Source organism: Pseudomonas sp. TE12234 (genome assembly GCF_054061835.1).
Genome location: NZ_JBSSEP010000005.1, coordinates 176,228 through 195,072, shown reverse-complemented (window position 1 = coordinate 195,072; position 18,845 = coordinate 176,228). Strand labels below are relative to the sequence as shown.

Sequence of the window (18,845 nt, the reverse complement as noted above, 5' to 3'; positions counted from 1 at the left end):
CCCTCATGTCTCAGCCGATCCGCATCAAGGACCACGAAAAAGACGCCCGTCTGGTGCGTAGTCGTGTCGTGTTCGGCGCAATTGCGGTTGTGACACTGATTGGCGTGCTGATCGCGCGGCTGTATTTCCTTCAGGTGATCCAGTACGAGTACCACTCGACCCTGTCGGAAAACAACCGCGTCCATGTGCAACCGATTCCGCCACCCCGTGGGTTGATTTACGACCGCAACGGCGTGGTCATTGCCGATAACCGGCCCAGCTTCAGTCTGAGCATGACCCGTGAGCGCTCTGGCGATTGGCAGCAAGTGCTCGATGTGATCGTCCAGGTGCTGGAGCTGACGCCCGAGGACCGGGTGATTTTCGAGAAGCGCATGCGCCAGGGGCGTCGGCCATTCGAACCGGTGCCGATAATGTTCGAGTTGACGGAAGAGCAGATCGCGCGAATCGCCGTGAACCAGTTCCGCCTGCCAGGGGTGGAAGTGGTCGCGCAACTGGTTCGTCACTATCCGCAGGGCGCGCACTTTGCGCACTCGGTGGGCTACATGGGGCGGATCAACGAGAAAGAGCTCAAGTCTCTGGACCCGGTGAGTTACAGCGGCACCCATCAAATCGGCAAAACCGGCATCGAGCGTTTCTACGAGCCCGAGCTGCACGGCCAGGTGGGTTATGAGGAAGTCGAGACCAACGCTCGGGGCCGCGTGTTGCGGGTGCTCAAGCGTACCGATCCGATTCCCGGCAAGGACATCGTCCTGAGCCTGGACATCAAATTGCAGGAAGCCGCCGAGGCCGCGCTCGGCGGTCGCCGTGGCGCGGTGGTGGCGCTGGACCCGAAAACCGGCGAAGTGCTGGCGATGGTCAGCCAGCCGAGTTTCGACCCGAACCTGTTCGTCACCGGCATCAGCTTCAAGGCCTATTCCGAGTTGCGCGATTCCATCGATCGGCCGCTGTTCAACCGCGTGCTGCGCGGTCTGTATCCGCCAGGCTCGACGATCAAGCCGGCGGTGGCGATTGCCGGTCTGGATTCCGGCGTGGTCACGGCCTCGACCCGGGTGTTCGATCCCGGCTACTACATGCTGCCCAACTACGACCACAAGTACCGCAACTGGAACCGTACCGGCGACGGCTATGTCGATCTCGATACGGCCATCATGCGCTCCAACGACACCTACTTTTATGACCTGGCCCACAAGCTGGGGATCGATCGTTTGTCGTCGTACCTGAGCAAGTTCGGCATCGGTCAGAAGGTCTCGCTGGACATGTTCGAAGAGTCTCCGGGCTTGATGCCTACGCGCGAGTGGAAGCGTGCAACACGCCGCCAGGCATGGTTCCCGGGTGAAACACTGATTCTCGGGATTGGCCAGGGCTACATGCAGTCGACTCCGTTGCAACTGGCCCAGGCTACCGCGCTGGTGGCCAACAAAGGCGTATGGAACCGTCCGCACCTGGCCAAGACCATCGAAGGCAAGAAACCGGTGGATCCCAACCCGATGCCGGACATCGTCCTGCGCGACCCGTCCGACTGGAGCAAGGTCAACCACGGTATGCAGCAAGTGATGCACGGCGCCCGTGGTACGGCGCGCAAGGCCTCGATCGGTGCGCAGTACCGGATTGCCGGCAAGAGTGGTACGGCCCAGGTGGTCGCGATCAAGCAGGGTGAAAAGTACGACCGCTCCAAGGTTCAGGAACGCCATCGCGACCACGCCTTGTTCGTCGGCTTTGCGCCGGCCGATGACCCGAAAATCGTGGTGTCGGTGATGGTCGAGAACGGTGAGTCCGGCTCCGGCGTCGCCGCGCCGGTGGTTCGTCAAGTCATGGACGCCTGGCTACTGGATCAGGACGGTCGACTCAAAGCCGAATACGCCAGCCCTAACAGTGCGGAGGCTACCGCCCGTGATGAATAATTTTGATCGCATGCTCTCCAGTGAGGATGTGATGCGTCGTCGTGCGACGCTGCTGCAACGTCTGCACATTGACGGCCCGCTGCTGATTCTGCTGCTGACCCTCGCCGCCGGCAGCCTGTTTGTGCTGTATTCAGCCAGTGGCAAGAGCTGGGACCTGCTGGCCAAGCAGGCGACTTCGTTCGGTATTGGCCTGGTGTCGATGATCGTCATTGCCCAGTTCGAGCCGCGCTTCATGGCCCGCTGGGTGCCGGTCGGTTATGTGCTCGGTGTGCTGTTGCTGGTGGTGGTGGACGTGATGGGCCACAACGCAATGGGCGCCACACGCTGGATCAACATCCCGGGGGTGATTCGCTTCCAGCCTTCGGAGTTCATGAAAATCCTGATGCCGGCGACCATCGCCTGGTACCTGTCCAAGCGCACGTTGCCGCCGCAGCTCAAGCATGTGGGCGTCAGTCTGTTTCTGATTGGCTTGCCTTTCATTCTTATCGTTCGGCAGCCGGACCTGGGCACCTCGCTGTTGATTCTGGCTGGCGGTGCGTTCGTGCTGTTCATGGGCGGGCTGCGCTGGCGCTGGATCCTCAGCGTGCTGGCCGCCGCCGTGCCGGTGGCCGTGGCGATGTGGTTCTTCATCATGCACGACTACCAGAAGCAGCGGATCCTGACCTTCCTCGACCCGGAAAGCGATCCGCTGGGCACCGGCTGGAACATCATTCAGTCCAAGGCCGCCATCGGTTCCGGCGGGGTATTCGGCAAGGGCTGGTTGCTGGGTACCCAGTCACATCTGGACTTCCTGCCGGAAAGCCACACCGACTTCATTATTGCGGTGATGGGCGAAGAATTCGGCCTGGTGGGCATCTGTGCATTGCTGCTGATCTATCTGTTGTTGATCGGTCGCGGGTTGGTGATCACCGCCCAGGCCCAGACATTGTTCGGCAAATTGCTGGCGGGCAGTCTGACCATGACGTTTTTTGTATATGTTTTCGTCAACATCGGTATGGTCAGTGGCCTGTTGCCGGTGGTGGGGGTGCCGTTGCCGTTCATTAGCTACGGAGGAACTTCGCTGGTGACGCTGCTGTCAGCGTTTGGGGTTTTGATGTCGATCCATACCCATCGCAAGTGGATCGCACAGGTTTGAATAAGGTGAAGAGTTCAATGCAAGTAATGCGTGGCTGGGCGACTCGATACGCGCCATGGGTCGGCCTGGTAAGCATCCTTGGCAATGCGCAGGAAGCGTTGGCCGGCGATTATGAGGGCTCACCCCAGGTGGCCGAGTTCGTCGGCGAAATGACCCGCGACTACGGCTTTGCCGGCGAACAGCTGATGGGCGTGTTCCGTGAAGCCGAGCGCAAACAGTCGATTCTGGATGCGATCTCGAAACCCGCCGAGCGGGTCAAGCAGTGGAGCGAATATCGCCCGATGTTCATCACCGACGCGCGGATTGCCCGCGGTGTGGACTTCTGGCGTCAGCATGAGGCGGTGTTGGCCCGCGCCGAGCAGGAATACGGCGTACCGGCCCAGGTTATTGTGTCAATCATCGGCGTTGAGACCTTTTTCGGACGCAATACCGGCAATTACCGGGTAATTGATGCCTTGTCGACTCTGGGTTTCGACTATCCTCCCCGTGCCGAATTTTTCCGCAAGGAATTGCGTGAGTTCCTGCTGCTGGCCCGGGAAGAGCAGGTCGATCCATTGACTCTCAAGGGTTCCTACGCCGGCGCCATGGGCCTTCCGCAGTTCATGCCGAGCAGCTTTCGCGCCTACGCGGTGGATTTCGACGGTGACGGCCACATTAATATCTGGACCAATCCGGACGATGCCATCGGTAGCGTCGCCAGTTACTTCAAGCAACATGGCTGGGTGGCCGGGGAGCCGGTGGTCAGTCGTGCCGATGTCCGGGGCGATCAGGTCGACGAAGGTTTGACCGACGGCATCGAACCGACGAAAACCGTCGGAGATTTGCGGGCCTTGGGCTGGTCAAGTCATGATGCGCTGCGCGATGATATGCCGGTTACCGCATTCCGCCTGGAAGGCGATAATGGCCCCGAATACTGGATGGGCCTGAAGAATTTTTATGCAATCACGCGTTATAACCGCAGCGTGATGTACGCCATGGCCGTACATCAACTGTCAGAACAGCTGGTCCAAGCACGGGGCGTCAAGTAATGCGGGCATTGCCTATGAGTAAACCCCTGAAGCTGATGGCATTCGCCGTGTTGGCAGTGCTGGTCGCCAGTTGTTCGACCAGTCGCTCGCCGACCCAGAAGTCCTCCACCGCCGTGCGCTCCATGCCGGGGCTGGACATCAACCGTGCCCACAAGGATGGCGCGCCGTGGTGGGATGTCGATGTGTCGCGTATCCCTGATGCCACGCCGACCCTGCACACCGGTCCCTACAAGGCCAACCCGTATACCGTGTTGGGCAAAACCTATTTTCCGCTGCAGGATTCCAAGACTTACGTCGCCTCGGGTACCGCGTCCTGGTACGGCACCAAGTTCCATGGTCAGAACACCGCCAACGGCGAAGTCTATGACCTGTATGGCATGAGCGCGGCACACAAGACACTGCCATTGCCAAGTTACGTTCGGGTGACCAACCTGGACAATAACAAGAGCGTGATCCTGCGGGTCAACGACCGTGGGCCGTTTTATTCGGACCGCATCATCGATTTGTCCTACGCGGCGGCCAAGAAGCTTGGCTATGCCGAAATCGGCACCGCCCGGGTCAAGGTTGAAGGCATCGACCCGCAACAATGGTGGGCAGCCAAAGGCCGTCCAGCGCCTTTGATGCTCAACGAGCCGCAAGTCGCGCAGAATAGCGCCCCGACGATCACGGCTTCGGCCGGCACCGTCGAGCAATGGACACCACCGCCACAGCAACACGCCGCTGCAGTTGTGCCCGTTCAGCTGGAGGCCAAAAAAAGCGCTTCCTCACCAGCCGCTGGTCAGTATCTGCAAGTGGGAGCGTTCGCCAACCCGGACGCCGCGGAACTCCTGAGGTCGAAACTCAGCGGGATGGTGAGCACTCCGGTGTTCATCAGCTCGATCGTACGCAATCAGCAGACGCTGCACCGGGTACGACTGGGGCCGATCGCTTCACAGGGTGAAATCCAGCAAGTGCAGAACAGCGTGCGCCTGGCCAACCTGGGTTCGCCGAGTGTGGTCACGGAGTAATACGTAGGACTTGTTTGACGGTTCACTTGCAGTCGGGAGTGAACCAGGTTGTTGGCTCGTCGAGAACAAAAGCCCGGCAAAGGGTGACTGGAGTGAGCAACTGAATACGCGATGACTCGTTAGAAAGTCATTTGATTAGTTTTGCCCTTGGGCAGTTTCCATTAGCGATTTCGAGAGACGGATGAACATCACCACCTTTGCCAAACGCCTGTGCCTTCTAGTCCCGCTGCTCCTCTCACCTGCCGCGTTCGCGGCCGAGATGATGCCATCGCCACCGCAACTGGCCGCCAAGGCCTATGTGCTCATGGACGCCAGCAGCGGCAACGTGCTGGTCGAGAACAATGGTGACCAGCGTCTGCCGCCAGCCAGCCTGACCAAGCTGATGACCGCCTACATCGCGACTCTGGAAATCCGTCGTGGCCAGATCGGCGAAAACGATCCTGTGACCGTCAGTGAAAACGCCTGGCGTACCGGCGGTTCGCGGATGTTCATCAAGGTCGGCTCGCAAGTCACCGTCAGCGACCTGCTGCACGGCATCATCATTCAGTCGGGCAACGACGCCAGCGTTGCGCTCTCCGAGCACATCGCCGGCAGCGAAGACGCGTTCGCCGACCTGATGAACAAAACCGTTGCCGATCTGGGCATGACCAACACCCACTTCATGAACCCGACCGGTCTGCCGAACCCTGAGCACTACTCGTCGGCTCACGACATGGCGGTGCTGGCTCGCGCGATCATCCACGAAGACCCGGCTCACTACGCGATCTACTCGCAGAAAGAGTTCTTCTGGAACGGCATCAAGCAACCGAACCGCAACCTGCTGCTGTGGCGCGACAAGACCGTTGACGGTCTGAAAACCGGCCACACCGACGAAGCGGGCTACTGCATGGTGTCTTCTGCCGTGCGTGATGGCATGCGTCTGATCGCCGTGGTGTTCGGCACCAACAGCGAAGTGGCGCGCGCCGCCGAGACCCAGAAGCTGCTGACCTACGGCTTCCGTTTCTTCGAAACCCAGACCTTCTATCAGAAAGGCGCCGAGCTGGCTCAGGCCCCTGTCTGGAAAGGCTCCACCAACCAGGTCAAGGCCGGTCTGGCTGAAGACCTGACCATGACCCTGCCAAAAGGCCAGCTGAAGAAGCTTGCTGCCAGCATGACCATGAACCCGCAACTGGTTGCGCCAATCGCCAAGGGCGACGTGATCGGCAAGGTGGAAGTCAAACTGGACGACAAGGTTGTGCATAGCGCTGATCTGATCGCTCTGGATGCTGTCGAGGAAGGTGGTATCTTCCGCCGCATGTGGGATAGCATCCGTCTATTCTTCTACAGCCTGTTCAACTGAATTTAGTGTGCACCTGCATGGCTCCGCGCTGATCCAGCCCGGGGCCTTGCCCGTCGCCACGGCTTACGCTTACGAGGCCGTTACGCCATGACCGATACCGAAGTAAAGGCGCCAAAGATCGAATTTCCCAACGTTGATTACCCGGTTAAGGTGATCAGCGATACCGGCGTTGGCAACAAAGACAAGATCATCGAGATCGTCAAGAAACACGCGACGATCAACGATGAGCGTGTGGATGAGCGTCAAAGCACCAACGGCAAATACACCACGATTCAGTTACACATCGTCGCCACCGACCAGGATCAGCTGTACAACATCAACAGCGAACTGCGGGCTACCGGCTTCGTGCACATGGTGCTGTGATGTCTGGCACGCTGGGCTTTCGCGAACTTGGCCAGATGGCTTACGAACCGGTCTGGCATGCCATGCAACGCTTCACCAACGAACGCGGCAGCAATGCCGCCGACGAGATCTGGCTGGTCGAGCACCCGCCGGTGTTCACCCAGGGTCAGGCCGGCAAGGCCGAACACCTGTTGCTGCCGGGAGATATTCCGGTGGTACAGGTCGACCGCGGTGGCCAGGTGACGTATCACGGTCCGGGGCAATTGGTGGCCTACCTGTTGCTGGATGTGCGCAAGCTGGGTTTCGGTGTCCGTGACCTTGTGACCCGCATGGAGACGTGCCTGATCGAACTGCTCGCCAGTTATGGCGTGACGGCTGCGGCCAAGCCCGATGCTCCGGGTGTCTACGTCGACGGGGCGAAAATTGCTTCCCTGGGTCTTCGGATCCGCCATGGTTGTTCCTTTCACGGCCTGGCCCTGAACGTGGACATGAACCTGGAACCGTTTCGACGGATAAATCCCTGCGGCTACGCCGGGCTGGCGATGACCCAGCTGAGCGATCACGCAGGACCGATTGAATTTGCCGAGGTAAGTGCCCGGCTGCGCGCGCAGCTCGTCAAACACCTCGACTATGCTGAGCAGACGACCCTAACGGGCGGAATCGACTGATATGACTACTGATGCAGTGCAAACCATGATCCCGACGCAGGATGTCACCGAGCGTCCGGCCCCGCGTGCCAAGGTTGAAGCCGGCGTAAAGCTGCGCGGCGCCGAAAAGGTTGCACGCATCCCGGTAAAAATCATTCCGACCACTGAGCTGCCGAAAAAGCCTGACTGGATTCGCGTGCGCATCCCGGTTTCTCCGGAAGTGGACCGCATCAAGGCGCTGTTGCGTAAACACAAGCTGCACAGCGTTTGCGAAGAGGCCTCCTGCCCGAACCTGGGCGAGTGCTTCTCCGGTGGCACCGCGACCTTCATGATCATGGGCGACATCTGCACCCGTCGCTGCCCGTTCTGCGATGTGGGTCACGGTCGTCCGAAACCACTGGACGTCAACGAGCCGGAAAGCCTGGCTATCGCCATCGCCGACTTGCGCCTCAAGTACGTGGTCATTACCTCGGTAGACCGTGACGACCTGCGCGACGGCGGCGCCCAGCACTTTGCCGACTGCATCCGCGAGATCCGTAAGCTGTCGCCAAACGTGCAGCTCGAGACCCTGGTTCCGGACTACCGCGGCCGCATGGATATCGCACTGGAAATCACCGCGGCCGAGCCGCCGGATGTGTTCAACCACAACCTGGAAACCGTGCCGCGTCTGTACAAGGCCGCGCGCCCGGGCTCGGACTACCAGTGGTCGCTGACCCTGCTGCAACGCTTCAAGCAGATGATGCCGCACATTCCGACCAAGTCCGGCCTGATGCTGGGGCTGGGCGAGACCGACGACGAAGTCATCGAAGTCATGAAGCGCATGCGCGAGCACGATATCGACATGTTGACCCTGGGCCAGTATCTGCAACCGTCCCGCAGCCACTTGCCGGTTCAGCGTTTCGTACACCCGGACACCTTCGCCTGGTTCGCCGAGGAAGGTTACAAGATGGGCTTCAAGAACGTCGCTTCCGGTCCGTTGGTGCGCTCTTCGTACCACGCCGACGAGCAGGCGAAACTGGTCAAGGCCGAGTTGATGTCGTCCTGATGAGCTGAAGACAGAAAAACGCCCGCCAGGCAGTGAGCCGAGCGGGCATTTTTTTGTCTTGCCCACGACCCTCCGCGCTTTTTCCTGCAACCTGCGGGGCGACGAAGCCTCTTCTGTTTGCCCCCATTCCTGACTACTGTGTATTGAGGTTTTACGCAGGGAGATATGGATGACAGTTCGACCGACCCACACGCTTTGTCCAAATGCTCCCGTTCCGGCATTGCCGATGGAAGGGCTGATTGGCGTCATTGCGCCTGCCGGTCCGGCTGCGCTGGACACCCACAAGGCCGTGCAGTGGATGCGCGACCGAGGCTATTCGCTCAAAGTGTTTCCCGGCGTCTACGAAAAGGAAGGCTACCTCGCCGGTAGCGATGAGGTGCGGCTCAACGATTTGCATGCGGCGTTCGCTGATACCGAGGTCGACGCCATCATCTGCCTGCGAGGAGGGTACGGTACGCCACGCTTGCTTGACCGTATCGATTTCGACCTGCTGCGCAATAATGCCAAGCCGTTCATCGGTTACAGCGACATTACGGCGTTACACCTGGCGATCAGTCGCCATGCGGGTTTTGTGACGTTCCATGGTCCACTGCTCAATGCCGACCTGCTCGGCAAGCGGCAACAACCCACTGAGTCTTCGTTCCTCAACATGCTGCGTGGCCACTTGAAGACTGGCAGCGTGCTGGCGCATCCGGAGGCCTTCCCATTGACCACGATCGAGCCTGGCATCGCTCATGGACGCTTGCTGGGCGGGAACCTGTCGATGATTGCCGCAACCATGGGCACGCCTTACGAGATCGATGCCGAGGGTGTCATCCTGTTTATCGAAGACATCAACGAACCGCTGTATCGCATCGATCGATTGCTGACCCATCTACGGCTTGCCGGGACACTGCGCAAGCTGCGTGGCGTTCTGGTCGGGGACGTGGCAGGGGTCGATGTGCCTTCCCTGGAACGATTGCTCAAGCAGACGTTCGAGCCGTTGCGGATTCCGGTGCTGTCCGGGTGGCGCAGCGGGCATTGTGATCCGAATCTGACGTTGCCCATGGGCGCGCTGGTCAGGCTGAATGCGGGCAGGCAGGAGCTGCTGCTGGAGCAGGATGTGGTGATCAGGCGCTAGAACGGCACTGCCTGTCAGGTCGTCATCGCGGGCAAGCCGCCACCCTGAGGGTGACGGTTTGCCCGCGAAGCATTTAGCGGCTGCGAAGACCTTCCAGCAACTTGTGCGTCGGATAGCCATCCGCCGGCCAGCCAAACGACTGCTGGGCGCTGCGGATCGCCTTGCGCGTGTTGGCGCCGATGATGCCGTCCGGGGTGCCGGCATCGTAGTTCTGGGCGCTCAGCAGGTTCTGCAGTTCAATGCGCTCGGTACGGCTCAATGGCAAATCATCTTTCGGCCAGGTGCCGCTGATCAGGCCCGCGCCGTTGAAACGTTCGGCCAACAGGCTCACCGCCAGTGCGTAGGACGAAGAGTTGTTGTATTTGAGGATCGCGCGGAAGTTATCGAGCACCAGGAATGCCGGGCCGCGATAGCCGGCTGGCAGCAACAATGCGGCGGAGAGCTGTTCAGTGCCTGCCGGGGCCTGGCTTCCATTGGGCAGCGTGATACCCAGTTGGCGCCATTCGGCGACACTTTTGCGAATCGTGCCGTCAGCCAGGAAGTAGTTGAAGCCGCTCGGCAATTGCACCTCGAAGCCCCATGGCTGGCCTTTCTGCCATCCGGAGCTTTGCAGGTAATGCGCGGTCGACGCCAGGGCGTCGCTGGCACTGCCCCAGATATCCCGGCGACCGTCGCCATCAAAATCCACGGCGTGGGTGTTGTAGGTGGTCGGGATGAATTGGGTCTGGCCCATGGCGCCGGCCCAGGAGCCGAGCATCTTGTCCGGTTCGATGTCGCCCTGTTGCAGGATCTGCAGGGCGGCGATCAATTGCGCGTGAGCGAAGGCAGGGCGTCGGCCTTCATAGGCCAGGGTCGCCAGTGAATTGATCACCGATTTGTTGCCCTGGAACTGGCCGAAGTTACTTTCCATGCCCCATACCGCCACCAGGGCCTGGCGATCGACGCCGTAACGCTGCTCGATGCTTTGCAGGATGCCGTCGTATTGGCTGATCAGTGCCTGGCCTTTGCGTACCCGCAGCGGCGACAGGGCGCCGTCGAGGTATTCCCATACTGGTCGGGCGAACTCCGGCTGGCTGCGATCGGCACGAATCACGCTCGGGTCGAAGCTGACGTTGGCGAAGGCGCGGTCGAACACGTCGGCGCGGATACCGGCGGCCAGGGCCTCTTTGCGGAAACCTGCCAGCCATTCGGCGAAGGTCTGAGTCGGCTGGATGTCGAGATTTTCGTCGCTGGGTGCCACTGGCGGAACCACAGCAGGGGCAGTGGTGACGGGAAGGGTCTGAAGCGGCTGGGCGTCGGCGGCGGTGGGTTTTTCCGCGCAGGCGACTAGCAAAATGAGGCTGGAGGCAGCAATCAATTGGCGCAGGTGCCAACGACGGGAAAGACAAAGGGGCATGCACGGGTCCAGGGAAAACGGATCAGATGCAGACCTTAACATGTTGAGCCGATGCATGCCTTTCAGGCTGCCAGAAAGTAAGAAGCCTCCCAGCTATTAGACTGGAAGGCTTCGCGGCGGTAGCTGCCTTTGCCCTTGCCGGCTCGTTCCTGACGGCTGCGGAACAGTGGCTGGGCGATGATGGATTTGGCCTTGTTGGGGCCGTGTCTGGACGGCTTTTTGCTCATGATGGATGCTCGCAAGTGAGTGGTTTTTGCGGAGCAAATCATCCGCCGAAGTTGGGGTTCTGTCTATAGGGCGAGATGTCAGTCAATGCGCCGCCCCCTTTAGGAACGAGCCTGCTTGCGATCGAATCAGGAACACTGCGGGGGGCCAGACTCCCCGCGTTATCGTTAACGACCATCGCGAGCAGGCTCGCTCCTACAGGGGGGGCGAGTTCACTCGGCAGGCAGCGTAAGGCGCTGGCCCGCCATCAACAACGTCAATCGACTCAAGCTCATCCACGGCGAGCCAGCTGCCTGGCCCTTGATCTGTGCATCGATGCGCTGTGCTTCGAGCAGCAACTGCGCCCAGCGTTGCGCCGAGTAGCGCTGCAGGGCTTTGCTCATCAGGGGTTTGCGCTTGTCCCAAACGGGCGGCTTGGCCTGGCTGAAGGCTTTGTCCAGGGGCGTTCCCTGGCTGTATTGCAATGAGATATTGGCCAGCAGGCGCAGCTCCCGGGCCAGCGCCCAGAGAATGACCGGCGGTTCGACACCTTCCCCGCGCAACCCTTCGAGCATGCGCAGGGCATGGGCGGCTTCACCGTTGAGAATCGCATCAGTCAGGCCGAAGACATCGAAGCGCGCACTGTCGGCCACCGCTGCCTGCACGGTTTCGATGGTGATCTGACCGCCTTCGGCCATCAGCTTGAGCTTTTCGATTTCCTGGGCGGCGGCCAGCAGGTTGCCTTCGACCCGTGCAGCAATCAGCTCGACCGCGTCCTGGCTGGCGGAAAGCCCGGCCTGGGACAGGCGCTGACGGATCCAGCTCGGCAGCTGGCTGACATCCACCGGCCAGATCTGCACGAACTGGGTTTGCTGACCTTCGACCAGGGCCTTGCCCCACTTGGTTTTCTGCGCGCTGCCGTCCAGCTTTGGCAGGCTGATCAGAAGGAGCGTGTCTTCGGCCGGTCGCGAGCAGTACTCGATGAGTGCGGCGGCACCTTTGTCGCCAGGTTTGCCGGAGGGCAGACGCAGTTCCAACAGACGCTTTTCGGCGAATAACGACATGCTGGCGCCGGCTTGCAGCAGCGTACCCCAGTCGAAACTGGCATCGGCGGCAAAAACCTGGCGTTCATCGAAACCTTGCTGGCGAGCGGCGGCGCGGATCGCGTCGGCGGCTTCCTGACACAGCAAGGGGTCATCGCCACTGATGACGTAGACCGGCGCGAGGGCACCTTGCAGGTGTTTGCCGAGTTGAGCGGGGGCGAGTTTCATAGGCGAGGGCAAACGGGGCGTTTGAACGCCCCGTAAGTCTTACTGCTTCGGCAGTTCAACAGGCGACTGACGCGGTGTTTCCGCTTCAGCCTTCTGCGCCGCTTCCAGCGCCGCGGCTTCAGCCTTGGCCCTGGCATTGGCCGTCTGCTGCAACTGATCGAGCTGGGCCGGGGTCAGTTGTTGCAGGCGCAGGATCATGCGCTGAATCAACTCGCGACGGGTTTCGCCCCGTGCAGTTGCAGCTTCCTGGTCAGAGCCCACCAGATTGTTGCCGTCGTGGATGAAGATTTTCTGTACTTCAAGTTTGTCGCTCAACAGATCCAGGTTGTTCTGGCCACGGATGTCGTAATTGAGGACTGTGGTCACCTGGTATTCGCCAGTACGACCGGCACCGGCGTAGCTGAGGATGCGCTGGCTTTGCTGTTCATCGGTCAGCACCAGTTTGTAAGGTGCGCCGGTGTAGACCTTGACGCCGCTGCTTTCCAGCACCTGGCGCAATTGCGTCACGGTTTCGCCGTAGGCGTTGCGCGCGCTCAGGTCGAGCTCCTTGATCGCCAGTTCTGTAGTACCGGTGCCACGCAGCTGGAAACCGCAGGCGCTCAGCAGGACCGCAAGGCCCATCACCAGCAAATTGCGTTTGATCATTGTGTTGCTCCCCTTGAAACCACGTGGGCCGATCATGCGGCCCGAAAGGTTTTACGCGGCGCCAGGCATGAGCTGGCGCCTGATCCAATTAGCTGGCGACGATGTTGACCAGTTTCCCGGGCACCACGATTACTTTGCGAATGGTCAGACCGTCGACAAAACGCAGCACATTCTCGTTAGCCCGCGCGGCAGCTTCGACTTCTTCGCGGCTGGCGCTGGCCGGCATTTCGATATGGCCACGCAGCTTGCCGTTGACCTGGATCACCAGTTGCAGGCTGTCCTGCACCAGCGCGCTCTCGTCCAGCACCGGCCAGGCGGCGTCGATCACCGGGTCGGCATGACCCAGTTGATTCCACAGCTCGTGACTGATGTGCGGGGTGATCGGAGCCAGCAACAGGGTGACGGTTTCCAGGCCTTCCTGAACCAGTGCGCGGTCCTGCTCGGTGCCTTGCGGGGCTTTTTCCAGCACGTTCATCAGTGTCATCACCTGGGCGATGGCGGTGTTGAACTTGTGGTTCTGCCCGACATCATGGCTGGCCTGCTTGATGGCCTGGTGGATCGAACGGCGAACGGCTTTCTGCTCGTCGTTCAGGCTGGCGACATCCAGCTTGCCCGGCAGGCCCTGAACGACGTGCGCCTGAGCCAGACGCCAGACGCGCTTGAGGAAGCGGTGCGAGCCTTCCACGCCGGAGTCAGACCATTCCGCGCTCATGTCAGGTGGCGAGGCGAACATCATGAACAGGCGGCAGGTGTCTGCGCCGAACTGGTCAATCATCGACTGTGGGTCAACGCCGTTGTTCTTGGACTTGGCCATCTTCTCTGTGCCGCCGATTTCCACCGGCAGGCCGTCTGCGATCAGCTTGGCGCTGATGACCTTGGCCTTGCTGTCGCGTTCGAGTTCGACATCCGCCGGGTTGAACCAGGTGTAGGCACCGTTGGCTTCGCGACGATAGTAAGTCTCGGCGATCACCATGCCCTGGGTCAGCAGGTTCTTGAACGGCTCGTTGGAGCTCACCAGGCCTTCGTCGCGCATCAGCTTGTGGAAGAAGCGCGCATAGAGCAGGTGAAGAATCGCGTGTTCGATGCCGCCGATGTACTGGTCCACCGGCAACCAGTGGTCGGCAGCGGATTTTTCTACCAGGCCACCTTCAAAGTGCGGCGAAGCGTAGCGGGCGTAGTACCACGAGGACTCGACGAAGGTGTCCATGGTGTCGGTTTCACGCTTGGCAGGCTTACCGCATTTCGGGCAACTGCACTCGTAGAACTCGGGCATGCGCGCCAGTGGCGAGCCGGCGCCATCGGGTACGACGTCTTCCGGCAGCACGACAGGCAATTGATCTTCCGGTACCGGCACGTCACCGCAGGTGTCGCAGTGGATGATCGGGATCGGGCAGCCCCAGTAGCGCTGACGGCTGATGCCCCAGTCGCGCAGGCGGAACTGGGTGCGCGAGGCACCGAGGTTTTTCTTGATCAGCGCCACTTCGATGGCGTCGAAGGCGCCGGCGAAGTCGAGGCCGTCGAACTCGCCGGAATTGATCAGCGTGCCGTGTTCACCGTAGGCGTCCTGCCATGGTGCCGGGTTGACGTCACCGGAGCTGGTGCGCACCACGGATTTGACCGGCAGGTTGTACTTGTGGGCGAACTCGAAATCGCGTTCGTCGTGGGCTGGAACAGCCATGACCGCGCCATCGCCGTAGTGCATCAGCACGTAGTTGGCGACCCAGACCGGCAGCTTTTCACCGGTCAGCGGGTGTTCGACGAACAGGCCGGTCGGTACGCCTTTTTTCTCCTGGGTGGCGACGTCGGCTTCGGCGACGCTGCCGCCCTTGCATTCAGCGATGAACGCTTGCAGTTCAGGATTGTTCTTCGCGGCCAGGGTGGCCAGATGGTGCTCGGCGGCCACGGCGACATAGGTCGCGCCCATCAGGGTGTCCGGACGGGTGGTGAAGACTTTCAGTGTGCCGGCTTCGCCAATGGAATCGACGTTGTACGGGAACTGCACTTCCATGCCGCGGGATTTGCCGATCCAGTTGCGCTGCATGGTCTTGACCTGTTCAGGCCAGCCAGTCAGTTCGTCGAGGCTCTCCAGCAGCTCATCCGCGTAGGCGGTGATCTTGAAGTAGTACATCGGGATTTCGCGCTTCTCGATCAGCGCGCCGGAGCGCCAGCCGCGACCGTCGATCACCTGCTCGTTGGCCAGAACGGTCTGGTCGACCGGGTCCCAGTTCACGGTACCGCTCTTTTTGTAGATCACACCTTTTTCGAACAGGCGAGTGAACAGCCATTGTTCCCAACGGTAGTAATCAGGCTTGCAGGTGGTCACTTCACGCGACCAGTCCACCGCCAGGCCCAGGCTGCGCAGCTGGCTTTTCATGTAGGCGATGTTTTCGTAGGTCCACTTGGCGGGCGCTACGTTGTTCTTCATCGCGGCGTTTTCCGCCGGCATGCCGAACGCGTCCCAACCCATGGGTTGCAGGACGTTCTTGCCTTGCATGCGCTGATAGCGGGAGATCACGTCGCCGATGGTGTAGTTGCGCACGTGCCCCATGTGTAGCTTGCCGCTGGGGTAAGGGAACATCGACAGGCAGTAGTAGGTCTCCTTGCCTGGCTGTTCACTGACTTCAAAGGACTTTTGCTCGTCCCAGAACGACTGGGCGGCGGCTTCGATTTCACGGGGCTGATATTGTTCGTGCATGGCTACTTTTGAACTGAATAGGGGTGGCCTAATCCTCTTCAATGCGACGCTGGACGGTGAACGCGCCTAATCGGCGTTTCGGTGCCCAGACGAGCTGGAAGTGGAGTTACAGGAAGCGCCGTAGCATACATGACCGCACTCTATCGAGGGAAACCCTGATTACGGCCGCGCGTCTCGCAAAAAACGCTGCGAGGGCCGTTGGTCGCGGCGTTCAGCCGGTTTGTTCATGGAAGCTAAGCTCTAACTGGGGAGTAGGTCTTATCTTCCAATGAGGTGAGGGATGGTTGATTCACAGCAAAAAGCTACAAAACCGGAGTTATACGAAAGACTGATAGATCGTCTTGGAATGGCCTTGGACGCGGCAAAAACCGCAGGCCGTCTACGTGATGAACGTCCACTGGAGCTTGAATTGCGCGGCTTGAGCCCCGCAGAGTTTGCCCTGGTCAAGGCGTATCTGGATCGTTGTGAGCGTGAAACGCACGGATGCTTGTCCGAGGCAGTGAAGCAACTTGATGCACCGCGTTCAGCCAAGATCATCTGGCTCAAGGACAAAACACCCGGCAGAGACGCGGTAAAGGTCCGGTCTCTGCATTGCAAGTAAGGCATAGCGCCATGCACCGGGGTTTTTTGAAGCATAGCCCTTCCGTATTTATTGTCGCATTGCGTCAACCCACTTAGGCTTCGGGCATCTTCAAGGAGATGCTCGATGCCTTTTCGTTATTTCTTAAAACAACTGCTATTGCCGCCGGGCATTCTGTTGCTGCTGCTGGCGCTTGCCTGGTGGTTGCGCCGCTCAAGGCCGAGGCTTGCCGGTGTGTGTTTTGCCTTGGGCCTGGGCGGTTTCTGGTTGATGAGCCTGCCCATCGTGGTGCAGTGGGGCGCCGGGTTCCTTGAGCGCGAGCCACCCTTGGCGCGCGACGAGTGGGCGACGTTGGCCCGGCATGCCGATGCGATTGTGGTATTGGGCTCGGGGCGCGAACGGGGCGATCCGGCGTGGGGTGCCGATCAACCGACGGGTATTGGTCTTGAGCGCCAGCGTTATGCGGCGCGACTGGCCAAGGCTTCGGGCTTGCCGGTCCTGACCAGTGGCGGGCTGCACTACGGCACGCCGCCGACCGAGGCCAAGATGATGGCCGATTCGCTGCACGATGATTTCGGTGTCACTGTTCGATGGCAGGAAGGGCGTAGCCGTACCACCTGGGAAAACGCGCAATTCAGCGCTGAAGTGTTGTTGCCTGAAGGCATCAAGCGCGTGGTGTTGGTGACCCAGGCCTGGCACATGCCCAGAGCCGTCTGGAGCTTCCGTAAGGCGGGGTTTGAAGTGGTGCCGGCACCCGTGGGGTTTTTAGGCGTGGACAACGCCCGACCGCTGGGTGGCTGGATGCCGGAATTCAAATCGATCTGGCAGAGCGGGCAGTTGGTTAATGAGGCGGTGGGGCAGGTAGGTTATTCGTTGTTTTACCGATAGCGATGGCAGGTAAGCACCCTGTGGCGAGGGTGTTTGCTCCCTCGCCACAAAAAGCCCTCTGTCCAAGGCTCACAAGTCAGACCGTCTTGGCCATCCGGCTGGCAATCAACGCCCAGCCAAACAACAGCACGCACAGAATGATCAGCGGCCATGAACGCCATTGAAGATAAGGCGTCAGGTTGTGCATCGGCACCACGTCGCCATACAGGATGCCGCGCTCGAACTGCGGGATCTGCGCGGTGATCTGGCCGAACGGGTTGATCAGGCCGCTCACGCCGTTGTTGGTGGCGCGGATCATCCAGCGACCGGCCTCCAGGGCGCGCATCTGCGCCATCTGCAAGTGTTGCAGCGGACCGATCGAGGTGCCGAACCAGGTGTCGTTACTGATGGTCAGCAGCAAATCGCTTTTGGCCGCGAGGCCGGCCGCGAATTCCGGATACACCACTTCGTAGCAGATGAATGGCGCAATCTGGTAGCCCTTGGCCTGCAACATGATCTGATCGTCCGGGCCTCGGGCGAAGTCCGACATCGGCAGGTCGAAGAAGGCGATCAACCCGCGCAACAGATCCTGCAATGGAACGTATTCGCCAAACGGCACCAGTTTCTGCTTGAGGTAAGTGCCATCGCCTTCACCGACAACGGTGATGCCGTTGTAGAAGCGTTTTTCGTGATGGGCCATCTGGCGGATTGGCACGCCGGTGATCAGTGCCGATTTACGTTCTGCGGCAAAGTTTCCCATCATGTTCAGGTAGCCCTCGGCGGACTCCTTGAGCACTGGCACGGCAGTTTCCGGCCAGATCAGCAGGTCGGCGCGCTTGGAACTGAAGCTCATGTCGCGATAAAGCGCCAGTTGCGCATTGAGCTGCGCCGGGTCCCACTTCATGCTTTGTTCGATGTTGCCCTGGATCGCCGCGACACTCAGCGGTGCGCCCGAAGGGCTGGTCCAGGCGTGGTGCTTGAGGGCCATGCCGGCGACCCAGGGGCCGACCAGCAGCAGGGCGCCCGCCACGATGAAGCCCTTGCGTCCGCTGCGCACCAGGCGCATGCCGTTGTAGATCAGTGCGGCGGTCAGGGCCAGGGTGAAGGAAATCAGCCACATCCCGCCCAGGGGGGCGAGCCCGGTCAGCGGGCCATCGAGCTGGCTGTAGCCGGAGTAGAGCCATGGGAAACCGGTGAGGAACCAGCCACGGAACGCTTCCTGGCCAACCCACAGCGCTGCAAATGCCAGGGCGTCAGCCAGTGGCGCTTCGTTGCGTCTTAGCCAGCGCGCCCAGAGCCAGGCGGGCAGGGCAAAGAACCAGGCAATCGCCGCCGTGAACAGCAGCATCAGGAACCCCGCCAGCAACACCGAGGCGCCACCGAAGTTGTGAATGCTGTAGTAGATCCAGCTGGTACCGGCGCCAAACAGGCCAAAGCCGAAACACCAACCGCGACCAAGGGCCTGGCGAGGGCTCAGCTCGCGTAAGCCCGCATAGAACAGGCCGACGGCAAGCAGTGCCAGAGGCCAGATATTAAACGGCGCCAACGCCAGGGTGGTGATTGCACCGGCCGCCACGGCCAGCAGGTTACCGGGCCAGCCGGGGCGGGTTGTCCAGCGCATTT

Annotated in this window: 17 protein-coding genes; 11 read left to right on the top strand and 6 right to left on the bottom strand. The window is 60.6% G+C overall.

What is annotated here, in order from left to right:
- The first annotated feature begins 5 nt into the window (after window positions 1–5).
- From mrdA to ACVWYU_RS10730, 9 genes are all read left to right on the top strand, one after another.
- The gene (mrdA, locus tag ACVWYU_RS10770) at window positions 6–1,901 is read left to right on the top strand and encodes a penicillin-binding protein 2 (RefSeq protein ID WP_090325484.1); all 1,896 of its coding nucleotides are present in this window, start codon (window positions 6–8) and stop codon (window positions 1,899–1,901) included.
- A gap of 31 nt (window positions 1,902–1,932) precedes the next feature.
- The gene (gene rodA, locus ACVWYU_RS10765) at window positions 1,933–3,036 is read left to right on the top strand and encodes a rod shape-determining protein RodA (RefSeq protein ID WP_090327560.1); all 1,104 of its coding nucleotides are present in this window, start codon (window positions 1,933–1,935) and stop codon (window positions 3,034–3,036) included.
- A 17-nt stretch (window positions 3,037–3,053) separates the two neighbouring features.
- Entirely contained in the window at window positions 3,054–4,064 is a 1,011-nt protein-coding gene (gene mltB / locus ACVWYU_RS10760; RefSeq protein ID WP_090325482.1) for a lytic murein transglycosylase B, read from the top strand.
- Window positions 4,064–5,071, top strand: a complete 1,008-nt coding sequence (locus ACVWYU_RS10755) for a septal ring lytic transglycosylase RlpA family protein (RefSeq protein ID WP_090325480.1) — start codon at window positions 4,064–4,066, stop codon at window positions 5,069–5,071. Before mltB ends, ACVWYU_RS10755 begins: the two co-directional genes overlap by 1 nt.
- A 181-nt stretch (window positions 5,072–5,252) precedes the next feature.
- Complete coding sequence (locus ACVWYU_RS10750; protein WP_090325478.1) at window positions 5,253–6,410, top strand: D-alanyl-D-alanine carboxypeptidase family protein; 1,158 nt, start codon at window positions 5,253–5,255, stop codon at window positions 6,408–6,410.
- Between the two features lie 87 nt (window positions 6,411–6,497).
- On the top strand, window positions 6,498–6,773 hold the full coding sequence (locus tag ACVWYU_RS10745) for a DUF493 domain-containing protein (RefSeq protein ID WP_247254612.1): 276 nt from the start codon (window positions 6,498–6,500) through the stop codon (window positions 6,771–6,773).
- The gene (gene lipB, locus ACVWYU_RS10740) at window positions 6,773–7,420 is read left to right on the top strand and encodes a lipoyl(octanoyl) transferase LipB (protein ID WP_090325474.1); all 648 of its coding nucleotides are present in this window, start codon (window positions 6,773–6,775) and stop codon (window positions 7,418–7,420) included. The genes ACVWYU_RS10745 and lipB overlap by 1 nt, the downstream gene beginning before the upstream one ends.
- Window position 7,421: 1 nt before the next feature.
- Window positions 7,422–8,444, top strand: a complete 1,023-nt coding sequence (gene lipA, locus ACVWYU_RS10735) for a lipoyl synthase (protein ID WP_090325473.1) — start codon at window positions 7,422–7,424, stop codon at window positions 8,442–8,444.
- A 169-nt stretch (window positions 8,445–8,613) separates the two neighbouring features.
- A complete protein-coding gene (locus ACVWYU_RS10730; RefSeq protein WP_090325471.1) occupies window positions 8,614–9,564 on the top strand; it encodes a S66 peptidase family protein in 951 nt (316 codons plus the stop codon).
- A gap of 73 nt (window positions 9,565–9,637) precedes the next feature.
- On the opposite strand, the gene ACVWYU_RS10725 is transcribed toward ACVWYU_RS10730, so the two are convergent.
- The 5 genes from ACVWYU_RS10725 to leuS all read right to left on the bottom strand — a co-directional run bounded on the left by ACVWYU_RS10725 (window position 9,638) and on the right by leuS (window position 15,775).
- Window positions 9,638–10,960 carry a lytic murein transglycosylase gene (locus ACVWYU_RS10725; RefSeq protein WP_457372674.1) on the bottom strand — a complete coding sequence of 441 codons (1,323 nt, stop codon included), beginning with the start codon at window positions 10,958–10,960 and terminating at the stop codon, window positions 9,638–9,640.
- A gap of 62 nt (window positions 10,961–11,022) precedes the next feature.
- Window positions 11,023–11,187 (bottom strand): alternative ribosome rescue factor ArfA, encoded by a 165-nt coding sequence (gene arfA, locus ACVWYU_RS10720; RefSeq protein WP_065908951.1) that lies wholly within the window; start codon window positions 11,185–11,187, stop codon window positions 11,023–11,025.
- A 210-nt stretch (window positions 11,188–11,397) separates the two neighbouring features.
- Window positions 11,398–12,435 (bottom strand): DNA polymerase III subunit delta, encoded by a 1,038-nt coding sequence (gene holA / locus ACVWYU_RS10715; RefSeq protein ID WP_090325466.1) that lies wholly within the window; start codon window positions 12,433–12,435, stop codon window positions 11,398–11,400.
- A gap of 39 nt (window positions 12,436–12,474) precedes the next feature.
- Window positions 12,475–13,080: an LPS-assembly lipoprotein LptE gene (locus ACVWYU_RS10710; protein WP_390957354.1), complete on the bottom strand. Its 606-nt coding sequence runs from the start codon at window positions 13,078–13,080 to the stop codon at window positions 12,475–12,477.
- Window positions 13,081–13,168: 88 nt separating this feature from the next.
- A complete protein-coding gene (gene leuS, locus ACVWYU_RS10705) occupies window positions 13,169–15,775 on the bottom strand; it encodes a leucine--tRNA ligase (protein ID WP_247254616.1) in 2,607 nt (868 codons plus the stop codon).
- Between the two features lie 280 nt (window positions 15,776–16,055).
- On the opposite strand from leuS, the gene ACVWYU_RS10700 reads away from it, so the two are divergent.
- The gene (locus ACVWYU_RS10700) at window positions 16,056–16,376 is read left to right on the top strand and encodes a hypothetical protein (protein WP_248915620.1); all 321 of its coding nucleotides are present in this window, start codon (window positions 16,056–16,058) and stop codon (window positions 16,374–16,376) included.
- 105 nt (window positions 16,377–16,481) lie between these two features.
- Window positions 16,482–17,243, top strand: a complete 762-nt coding sequence (locus ACVWYU_RS10695; RefSeq protein ID WP_457372673.1) for a YdcF family protein — start codon at window positions 16,482–16,484, stop codon at window positions 17,241–17,243.
- Between the two features lie 76 nt (window positions 17,244–17,319).
- Here ACVWYU_RS10695 and lnt read toward each other — a convergent pair whose 3' ends face one another.
- A complete protein-coding gene (lnt, locus tag ACVWYU_RS10690) occupies window positions 17,320–18,843 on the bottom strand; it encodes an apolipoprotein N-acyltransferase (protein ID WP_090325459.1) in 1,524 nt (507 codons plus the stop codon).
- Window positions 18,844–18,845: the final 2 nt, after the last annotated feature.